The 9,435-nt window shown below is 73.1% G+C and carries 5 protein-coding genes; 1 reads left to right on the top strand and 4 read right to left on the bottom strand.

Features of this window, described 5'->3' with window-relative positions; translation table 11 throughout:
* The coding region (locus ACWCSD_RS39875; RefSeq protein WP_449922658.1) for an FAD-dependent oxidoreductase at nucleotides 1-2,174 on the bottom strand (2,174 nt) is incomplete at its 3' end.
* 127 nt (nucleotides 2,175-2,301) lie between these two features.
* Between ACWCSD_RS39875 and ACWCSD_RS39870 the strand changes: the two genes are divergently transcribed.
* A complete protein-coding gene (locus ACWCSD_RS39870) occupies nucleotides 2,302-3,591 on the top strand; it encodes an ROK family transcriptional regulator (protein ID WP_397158491.1) in 1,290 nt (429 codons plus the stop codon).
* Nucleotides 3,592-3,636: 45 nt separating this feature from the next.
* On the opposite strand, the gene ACWCSD_RS39865 is transcribed toward ACWCSD_RS39870, so the two are convergent.
* The 3 genes from ACWCSD_RS39865 to ACWCSD_RS39855 form a co-directional block, all read right to left on the bottom strand.
* The gene (locus tag ACWCSD_RS39865) at nucleotides 3,637-5,496 is read right to left on the bottom strand and encodes a glycoside hydrolase family 97 catalytic domain-containing protein (RefSeq protein ID WP_449922656.1); all 1,860 of its coding nucleotides are present in this window, start codon (nucleotides 5,494-5,496) and stop codon (nucleotides 3,637-3,639) included.
* Between the two features lie 41 nt (nucleotides 5,497-5,537).
* Complete coding sequence (locus ACWCSD_RS39860) at nucleotides 5,538-9,149, bottom strand: beta-galactosidase (RefSeq protein WP_449922654.1); 3,612 nt, start codon at nucleotides 9,147-9,149, stop codon at nucleotides 5,538-5,540.
* On the bottom strand, nucleotides 9,146-9,435 hold a 290-nt coding region (locus ACWCSD_RS39855), incomplete at its 5' end, for a hypothetical protein (protein ID WP_449922652.1). The genes ACWCSD_RS39860 and ACWCSD_RS39855, both read right to left, overlap by 4 nt.

The raw sequence follows: 9,435 nt of genomic DNA, 5'->3' as shown, positions 1-9,435 counted from the left end.
GTGACGACGACCCGCAGGGCGCCCGCCCGCGTGGCGGGATCAAGCACATGGACCCGGCGGCGCATGCGGTTGCCGGTGACGGACACGGCCGTCTCCCAGCCGCCCGTACGCGCCACCTCGATCCGGTAGTCCTTCACCAGTTCCGGCATGACGAGGTACGGCGTGCGATGGTGATGCAGGTTGATCAGGTCCTCGTCGACGTCGTCGTTGAAGATCAGCTCCACCCGGCCGATCACCCGCTCCTCGCTCCAGCGCAGCTCGACGTGCTGCTCGCCGCCGCCTTCGGAGACCCACAGGTTGGGCCCGTCGTAAGGCCTGGCTAGCCCGCCCGCGACCTGCTCGGGCCGGTAGGCGGCGGTCGCGGGCTCGACCTCGAACCGCGGCGTGCGCCTGCGCAGCTCGAAGGCCGACCACGCGTTGCTCTGCGGCTTGCCGGTGTCGAGCGCCGGTTCCCTGCTGAGCAGCCCGAGGACGCCGTACGGCGGGCGACCCGCGCCGACCAGGACGGCGAGGTCGGCGTTCCGCCGGACGACCACGACCACCTCGCCCCCGTCGAAGGGCACGTCGTCGAAGCGGGCCTCCAGCCGGCCGCGCCCGGCCTCCACCCGGACCTCGCGCCGGGCGAGCGGTTCCACGGGGATGTGGTTCAGCCCGCCGCCCGTGCCCCACAGCTCGACCGTCGCGGTGGTGGCGCGGGCGGCCTCGACGCCGATGCGCACGACGTCGATCCGCGGGTCGGCGGGCAGCAGCAGCCCGAAGTCGGCCTCGCCGATCGGGAGCGGTTCCGGCTCGCCGTCTCCGTCACCCGCCAGGCGGGTGAGCGTGGACGACGCCGTCACCGCGGCCTTGAGCGCCAGGTCGGACGGGTCCTGCCAGGGCACGCCCAACAGGGAGGCGTCCTGCCGCAGGAGCATCGACTGCAGCTCGCCCAGGTGCGAGGTCGCGATCTCGCGCGGCGTCACGCCCCTGCGCACGGCGAGCGCGGCCCCCGCGCCCGCGGCCTCGCCCACGACGGCGCAGGTGGCCATCACGCGAGTGCTGCCGAAGGCGACGTGGCTGGCCGAGATGTCGCGGCCCGCCAGCATCAGGTTGCGGACGTTGGCGGAGTACAGGCAGCGGAACGGGATGTCGTACAGGCCGGGGCCGAACAGGTGCTTGGAGGGGCTGTCGGCGGCGTAGATGCCGCCCGGCGGGTGCAGGTCGATGGACCAGCCGCCGAAGCCGACCGAGTCAAGGAAGCGGGTCTGGCCGACGATGTCCTGCTGGGTCAGGACGTGGTCGCCGAGGAAGCGGCGGTACTCGCGCTTGCCCGGCAGGCTGCCCACCCACTCCAGCGTCAGGTTGTCGGCGTCGAAGCGGCCGGAGTTCTTGATGTGGTGCCAGATGCCGAAGACGATGCCCCACAGCTCGTCGCGGATGCGCTCGTTGTCGGCGACCGCGTCGAGCTCGCCGCCCCACTCGATCCACCAGTAGTCGCAGCCGTTCATGCCGGGGTCGATGTGGCGGCGCAGCGGCAGGTCGAACGCCTCGACGTCCTTGGTGATGCCCGGCGGGACGAAACGGACCGGGCGGCCGGTGTCCTTGGTGTAGAAGAGGATCGTGCTGCCGAGCATGTTGTCGTCGGCGACGTCGGGGGCCCAATCCTCGCCGTACACGCTGCGGTCCTCCCGGCCGGTGGCGAACCTGGCGCCGGCGAGCAGGCCGACCAGGCCGTCCCCCGTGCAGTCGAGGAAGATCGGCGACTCGAACGTGATCAGCTTCTCCGAGCCGGACTGCCAGCCGGTGACCGAGCGGATCACCCGGTCCTCCTCCTCGCCGCCCGCCTCGACCTCGCGGACCTCGGTGTTGAGGAAGAGGGTGATGTTGGGCTCGGCGCGTACCAGGTCGAGCACGACGTGGTCCCACAGGATCGGGTTGCCCTCCGGGTTGCGCCACTGGTTCTCCGCGAACAGCTCGCCCATCAGGCCGGTCTCGCGGGCGAACTTCTGCGCGCCGTGCGCGGTGGCGCCCACCACCCACACCCGGATCTCGCTGCTGGAGTTGCCGCCCAGCACTCCCCTGTTGTTGATCAGGGCCACTTTCGCGCCGTTGCGGGCGGCGCTCACGGCGGCCGTGACACCGGCGAGGCCGCCGCCGACCACGGTGACATCGGCGGTGTGTGCGATCTGCATCATGATTGCCGACTTTCTTGGTCGAATCGAGCAACGCGGATCTACAATATTTCCGACGTCTTGAATAAGTCAACGACGGGTTGGCTAAGGTAGGCGCAGAGCGCGACGACGGCGAGGGGAACGGGGAGCAGTGGCAGCAGCCAGGCGGGAGTCGACCACGGCCGGGAAGGCAGCCAGACGCGAGGGCGGGCCGCCGGCCCGATCCTCCGGGCTCCGGCGCGGCTCCAATCTCGAACACGTCGCGGACTTCAACGACTCGGTCGTCCTCGACGCGATCAGGCGGGCGCGGACCGGGAGCTCGCGCGCGGAGCTGGTCGTCGAGACGGGCCTCGCCGCGCAGACCGTGTCGGACGTCTGCCAGCGGCTGCTCGACCAGGGGCTCATCGCGGAGACCGGCACGTCCACGACCGGGTTCGGCCGGCCGCGCCGCACCCTTGAGCTGGTCCCTGCCAGCCGCTACGCGCTCGGCGTGCACATCGACCCGGCCACGATCACGTACGTGCTGCTCGACCTCGGCGGCAACCTCGTGGCCCACTTCAGCAGGCAGACCGCCAGCCCCCAGGACGCCGACGCCATCATGACCGGCATGGCCGCGGCCCTCGACGTCCTGCTCGCCGGATCCGGCGTCGAGCGCGACCGGGTGCTCGGCCTCGGCATCGCGGCGCCCGGCCCGCTCGACATCGCGGGCGGGGCCATGGTCGATCCGCCGCATCTGCCCGGCTGGCACCGCGTCGAGCTCGTCGACCGGCTGCACCGGGCGACCGGGCTGCCCATCGTGCTCGACAAGGACGTCACCGCCGCCGCGGTGGCCGAGCGCTGGGCCGGCGGCGCGACGGGCAACAGCGACTTCGTCTTCCTCTACCTGGGCACCGGCGTCGGGGTGGGGCTGGTCAGCGGCGACATCGTCGTACGCGGCCGGTCCAGCAACGCCGGCGACATCGGGCACCTGATCGTCGACGCCGACGGGCCGCCCTGCGAGTGCGGGCAGCGCGGCTGCCTGGGCACCGCCTGCTCGCCGCTGTTCCTCATCCAGGAGGCCGTCGCGGCGGGCGTCCTGCCCGCCACGCCGGAGGACGGTCAGCTCGTCCAGGCGGTCCGGCGGCTCGGCGCGCTGTGCCGGGCGGCCGACGACGGCGACGCGCGGGCGGTGGAGATCCTGCGCCGGTCCGGGCGGCGGCTCGCCCGCGCGATCCTCACCATCGGCAACCTGCTCGACACCGAGCTCGTGGTGTGCGGCGGGCCCGCGTGGGCGCCGGCCGCACACCACTACCTGCCGCTGCTCAGGTCGGCGGTGGCCGAGCGGTTCGTGATGCGCGAGATCCACGATCTCGGCGTCATGGGGACCGCGCTGGGCGCCGACGTCGCCGCGATCGGCGCCGCCTGCCTGATCCTCGACGAACGCTTCTCGGCCCGCCCCTAGGTCCCGCCCGGGGAGCAGGCGGACGCTTCTCGTCCGCCTTGACCCCTACCGCGCGAGCAGGCGGGCGACGAAGCCGCCGCCCGGGGGCATGGCGGGCAGCCGGAACGCCTCGTCCGCCGCGACGTCGGAGACCGCCACCGCGTCGCGGTCCGCGCCGTCGCCGACCAGGCGCCAGGTGCCGCTCAGCGGCCCGAGGCGCCCGAGGCCGAGGGTGGCCGCCGGGCGCGCGACCGGGCCGTTGATGCCCGCCAGCCACCAGGTCCCTCCCGTACGGCGGGCCAGCACGACGTGGTCGCCCGGCTCCCCCGCCAGCCCGACCGTGTCGTCCCAGGCGGCCGGCACGGCCCGCAGCACCTCGCGCACCTCCGCCGGCTGCGCCCGGTAGGACTCGGGCGAGTCCGCGAAGTGCAGCAGCCCCGACTCGTAGACCACCGCGAGCGCCAGCTCGTGGGCCGCCGTGGTCCTGCGGGGCCGCAGCGCGTCGCCGAAGGTCACCGGCGTGTAGTCCATCGGGCCGATCACGTTGCGGGTGAACGGGAGCACGGTGTTGTGCCACACGGCCTCCTCCGCGAACGCCGGCCCGAACAGGTACCACTCGGCCCCGCGCACGGCCTCCAGCGTCATCAGGTGCGGCCACGTCCGCTCCCAGCCGCGCGGGATGGTGCTGCCGTGGAAGTTGACCATCAGCCCGGCCTCGGCCGCGTCCCGCAGGATGCCGAGGTAGTGCGCGATCCCGGCCTGCTTGTCGGAGTGGAAGAAGTCGACCTTGATCCCGGCGATCCCCCAGCCCGCGATCCTGGCCAGCTCCGCCCGCCGCGTCTCGGGCAGGTGCATGAGGTCGCGCGGCCCCTCGGTCGAGTCGTTGTTCGGCCCGGCGGAGTTGTACCAGAGGAACAGGCGCACGTCCCGTTCCGCGGCGTAGCGGACCAGGTCGCGGATCTCCTGCTCGGTGTGGACCGTCCAGTTCGCGTCGACGAGCGAGTACTCCCAGCCCATCTCGCCCGCCAGGTCCACGAAGCGCCGCAGCGCGGCCAGGTCGCGCGGGCTGGCGTTCTCCGACCACCAGCTCCACGACACGCGTCCCGGCCTGATCCACGAGGTGTCGTTGATCGCGGCGGGCTCGGCCAGGTGCCACACGGTCGTGGACCCGATCAGCCCGGCCGCGGTGTCCGCGATGGCGACGAACCGCCACGGGAGCGTCCACGGCAACGCCGAGGTGGCCAGGGCGTCGCCGTGCCCGAGGCCCTCGTCCGGGTCGGGGCCCAGCACGCCGTACTCCCGGCCGGCCGGGACGGGGGCCAGCCGGGTGCCGTGGAAGGTCTCGTCGAGCCCGGCCTCGGAGAGGAGCAGCCACTGCCCGTTCACCTCGAACGTGGCCGGCAGGTCGTACGAGCGCGCGCCGGTCGGGGTGCCGATGGGCACGCCGTTGGTGTAGAGGTTCTCGTGGGCGGGTCCGCCGCCGTCGGAGGGCGAGGTCGGCTGCGCCCAGGCCCGCCCTTCCGCCGCGAACGCGAAGGTCGTCAGCTCCCTGGTGACCGTGGCCGTGCCGGAGCCCTCGGGGAAGCGGTAGCGGAAGGCGACGGCGTCGTCCAGGACGCGGAGGTCGAGGTCGAGGCGCGCGCCGTTGCGTCCGCGCACCGACAGCGTCGCCGCCGTGGACCGCTCGCGCAGCACGGCGCGCTTGCCGTGCGCCGCGACGTGACCGTCCTCCCGCACCTCGGCCACGGGTTCGGCGACCAGGGTGAGCCCGTCGTGGAACGACGCGTCCCGCCGCTCGACGCCGAGCCTGGACCGCCGCAGCAGTACGACGCCGCGCCGCCGCACGTCGTAGAAGAGCCGGCCCTGGTCGTCCAGTGAGACGTCGAGCTCGACCGCGCCCTCGGGCGACTTCACGGTCCACAACACGTTGGTTTCCTTTAGTCCGATGGGTGGAATAAAAAACGGCTTCACCGGAGCGTCAGAAGGCGCGGCGTCAGCGGGGCCAGCTCCGTCCGCGACCGGTCGAGTCGTTCCCCGGTGAGCAGGTCCTGGAGCTCGCGCGGCCCGCGGCCGTGGAGCCTGATCGTCACCACTTCCGGCCGCTTGCCGTAGTTCGTCACGCCGACCAGCCAGCGCCTGCCGTCGTGCACCGGCCGCCACTCGACGTCCACGGGCGGGCCGCCGGACGTCCGCTCCAGCGTCACCACGTCGAGCCGGAGCCGCCGTGCCAGGCCGAGGACGGCGGCCCCGATGCCGGCCGGGCCGTCGGCCTGCAGGACGGTCGCCTTCCTGAGCACCTGCGCGCGCTCACCGGCCGGAAGGGCCTGGTTCCGCTCGTCGCGCGTCAGGGCGTCGGCGCCCGCGACGACGAGCCGGGCCTTGCCGGCCAGGTCCCGCAGCCCTGGCAGGCAGGCGGACGGCAGATGCGTCACCCCGGGTGCGATCACCGTCTTCACCCCCTCGGCGGCCTGCCGCCCGGACAGGCCGGACTCGGTGACGAAGTGCACGGGGACCCCGTTCATGGTTAGGGCCTTGTACACCTCGCGCACCGCGGCCAGGTGCTGCGCGGAGTACACCGACGAGGTGCGCGAGTACAGGATGCCGACCCCGGCCCCGGCGCCCTGCAGCAGGGCCACCTCGGCGGCGAACCGGTTCAGGTCCAGGCTGGTCCGGCCGGCCGCGGCGATCACGTCCGGCCGGTGCAGCATGCTGCCCGCCAGCGTGGACGCCGCCTCGGTGGTCCGCGCCCACACCCAGAAGGCGGTGGCGGAACGGCCGTGCAGGGCGCCCTGCCACAGGTCCGCCGCGACGTGGGCCGCCTCCACCTTCGAGTACGACGTGCTGCGGTCGGGGATCACGTGGTCCTCGGAGTCGAACACCGGGGTCCGCGCGATGCCGGCCTGGAGGTCGTAGAACGCGAACTTGCCCAGGAAGCCGTCGGCGCCCTGTCCCGGGTAGTTCGACGCGTCGTTGCCCGACAGCTGGGAGAAGGTGGCCCACTGCTCGGGATCGGGGCCCCACAACAGGTAGTTGCGGTCCTTCAGGGTGCTGCCCACCATCTTGGAGTGCACCGGGACGTCCGGGGCGATGTCGTGGACCACCTCGGCCATCCACGCGTGCCACGCGGCGAACGCCCTGGTGTTGAAGGTGATCCAGTCGTGACACCGCACGGTCGGCTCGACCGCCCGCACGCCGGGGGCGGGCACCTCGTCGAAGGTCCGGTGGGCGGTGCCGTACACCTTGTTGAGCTCGGCGATGTCGCGGTACTCCGCGGTGAGGAAGCGCGCCCAGCCGCGCCTGGTCGACGGGCTCGCCGTGTCGACGTAGCGCGGCTCGTTGCTGAGGATCAGGCTGTGCAGCGCCGGCGACTTCGCGATCCTGGGGATGATCGCACGCAGGAACGCCTCGATCACCTCCCGCGCCAGCGGGTGGTGCACGTCGTATCCCTCGGCCAGCTTGAGCTCGGGGTGCCTGGCCGTCAGGAAGGCCGGGAAGTACTGCGGCGCCAGCAGCAGGCTCAGGGCGACGTTCGCCTTGGCCGCCGCCGCGAGCCAGCGGACCGGGCCCCGGTCGATCTCGTACGGCGACACCGCGTACTCGCCGTTCGCCGCGACCGTCACCGCTTCGTCGAACCCGCCGTTGCCCGCGATGTTCTCCGGACCCGTCCCGTCGGCGCGCGCGATGGTCACGTCGTCGATCCACAGCGCCCCGACCTGGCCCTCGCAGATGATCGAGAAGCGGTAGGACGACACGTTGCCGGGGGTGAGGGCGAACTCGACCTGCTGCCAGTCGTAGCTGCCCTCCGGCGGGTAGTAGCGGGTGGCCCAGGTGGCGGTGGGGATCGACACCGCGCGAAGGGTGACGTCCTGCCCCTTGATCCACGCGCGGACCCGGTAGGCGGCCCCCGGCTCCACGGTCAGCAGCTGGGAGAACTGGCGGTAGTTGTTCGGCCTCCTCGGACCGGCGAACGACACGCGCAGGGACGCGGCGGAGCCGTGCGAGACCGACGCGTCGCGGGCGAAGGTCACCGCCGCGTCGCCGACGCCCGTCGTGCCCCAGCCCGGGATCGCGTCCGGCGGGACGATCGCGCTCTGCGGCCCCATCTCCAGGGCGCAGGCGTTGAAGCCGAGATCGGCCAGCCTGGGGATGTCGGCGACCACCTCGGCCCATCCCATCGGGCCGCTGAACACGACCGGTCTGCCCTTCCTGGTCGTCGTGCCGTCGGAGACCGTGCCGGTGAACATCCAGTCGTCGCGGCCGATCGGCCCGGTGACGTAGCGCGGCACCCGCGTCCCCCGCGCCTTCCCGGCGGCCAGGGAGCGCAGGCGGGTGAGGAGGTGGTCGGCCATCGCCGTCATGGTGACCGTGTTGTAGGTGGCGCGCCACCTCTGACCTGCCGTGACGTCGTCGCGGGTGTAGCCGGTGAACTTCTCCAAGGTGGTCGCGTCGACGCGTTCGTAGTGAGTGGGGATCCCCCGGTCCTCGCACTGTGCCAGCAGGTCCCCGGCCGTCCTGACGGATGCGGCGATCCCGGCGAGGTCCCGCGCGATCGCCTCCGCCGACATCGTGACCCGGCCGGTCGCCGCCAGATCGGTGGTCGCGCCGCCGGTCAGGTCCTTGACCGAGGCGGTGATCGCGAGCTCGCCCGCGGTCGTCGCGGTGATCGGGATCGTGAGCCGCAGGGTGGTGCGAGCCGGGATCGTCGCGGGGGTCGCGGCGCCGTCCGGGCCGGTCACCTCGACGCGGCGGTCCGCGTCGTCCCAGTTCAGGACGTAGATCGCCGCCTTGATCGTGGACCCCGCCTCGACCTCGTCCTCGTCGAGGGTGATCCAGGCCTGGCACGCGCCCGACTCGGGCAGGGCCGCCAGCCGCACGAACTCCTGCGCGGACTTGCCGGTGGCGATGCCGGGACGCCACTGGATCCAGCCCCGCCGGTGCGCGCCGTCGTTGTCGTTGACGATCGCGTTGAACAGCACCGAGCCGCCGGGAGCCGGGGCGTCGACGCCGGTCGAGGCCCACGGGAATGCCGCCAGGTAGTGCGTCTTCGTCCCCTCGCGCCGAGCGGTCAGCGTGACGTCGCCGACCGGCGAGGTGACCGGGCCGTCGCTGAACCGGTAGACCTCGGGGCCGCCGTCCAGCAGCGCGAGGCCGTACTCCGGGCCGTATCCGCCGCCGCTGTCGCCGAAGGCGATCTGGAGCCCGTCGCCCTGCCACTGGTTGGTGCCGCCGATCGGATGGTGGACGTCGTCGGTCACCGTCGCGGCGACGTACAGACGTTCGGCGTCGTAGCCGAGCGCGAGGTCGGCCGACAGGTCGTCCGCGCCGGCCCACCCCGTGATGGACACCTGGTCGTCGCGGCTCGGCAGGCGGCCGCAGAACGCGCCGCCGAGGTCCCCCGCCGCGGCGAGCCTCACGAGCGGGAGGTGCGCGCCCCGTCCGAGCAGCGCCGTCAGCTGTTCGCGGGTCAGCAGGGCGGAGCGCGGGTCGGCGGCCGCCCACTGGGCGGTGACGGCGGGGAGCACGGCGGCGGTGGCGGAGACGCCGACGCCGCGCAGGAAGGTACGGCGGGAGATTGTCACAAGGAGACCTCGAGATAGCAGGTGCGGATGCTGGAAGCGGCGTTGTAGGCGGCGGCGGCCGACCCCGGCGCGTCGGCCAGCGGCACGGTGACCGTGTCGCCGGTGAGGACCAGCGGCGTGCGCTGACCGGTCAGGTCCACGCGTACCGCGACGGCCGTCGGCGGCGGCGAGGCCAGGGTGAAGGTCACGTGCGTGCCCGCCCAGCCGGCCGGGGTGTGGACGGCGATGACGATCCTGCTGCCGCCGACCAGGAACCCTTCGACGGAACCGGCGGCCCAGTCCCGGG

The organism is Nonomuraea sp. NPDC001684 (genome assembly GCF_053596515.1).
The sequence above is the reverse complement of the archived record's forward strand: the minus strand, read 5'-3'. Positions and strand labels throughout refer to the sequence as shown.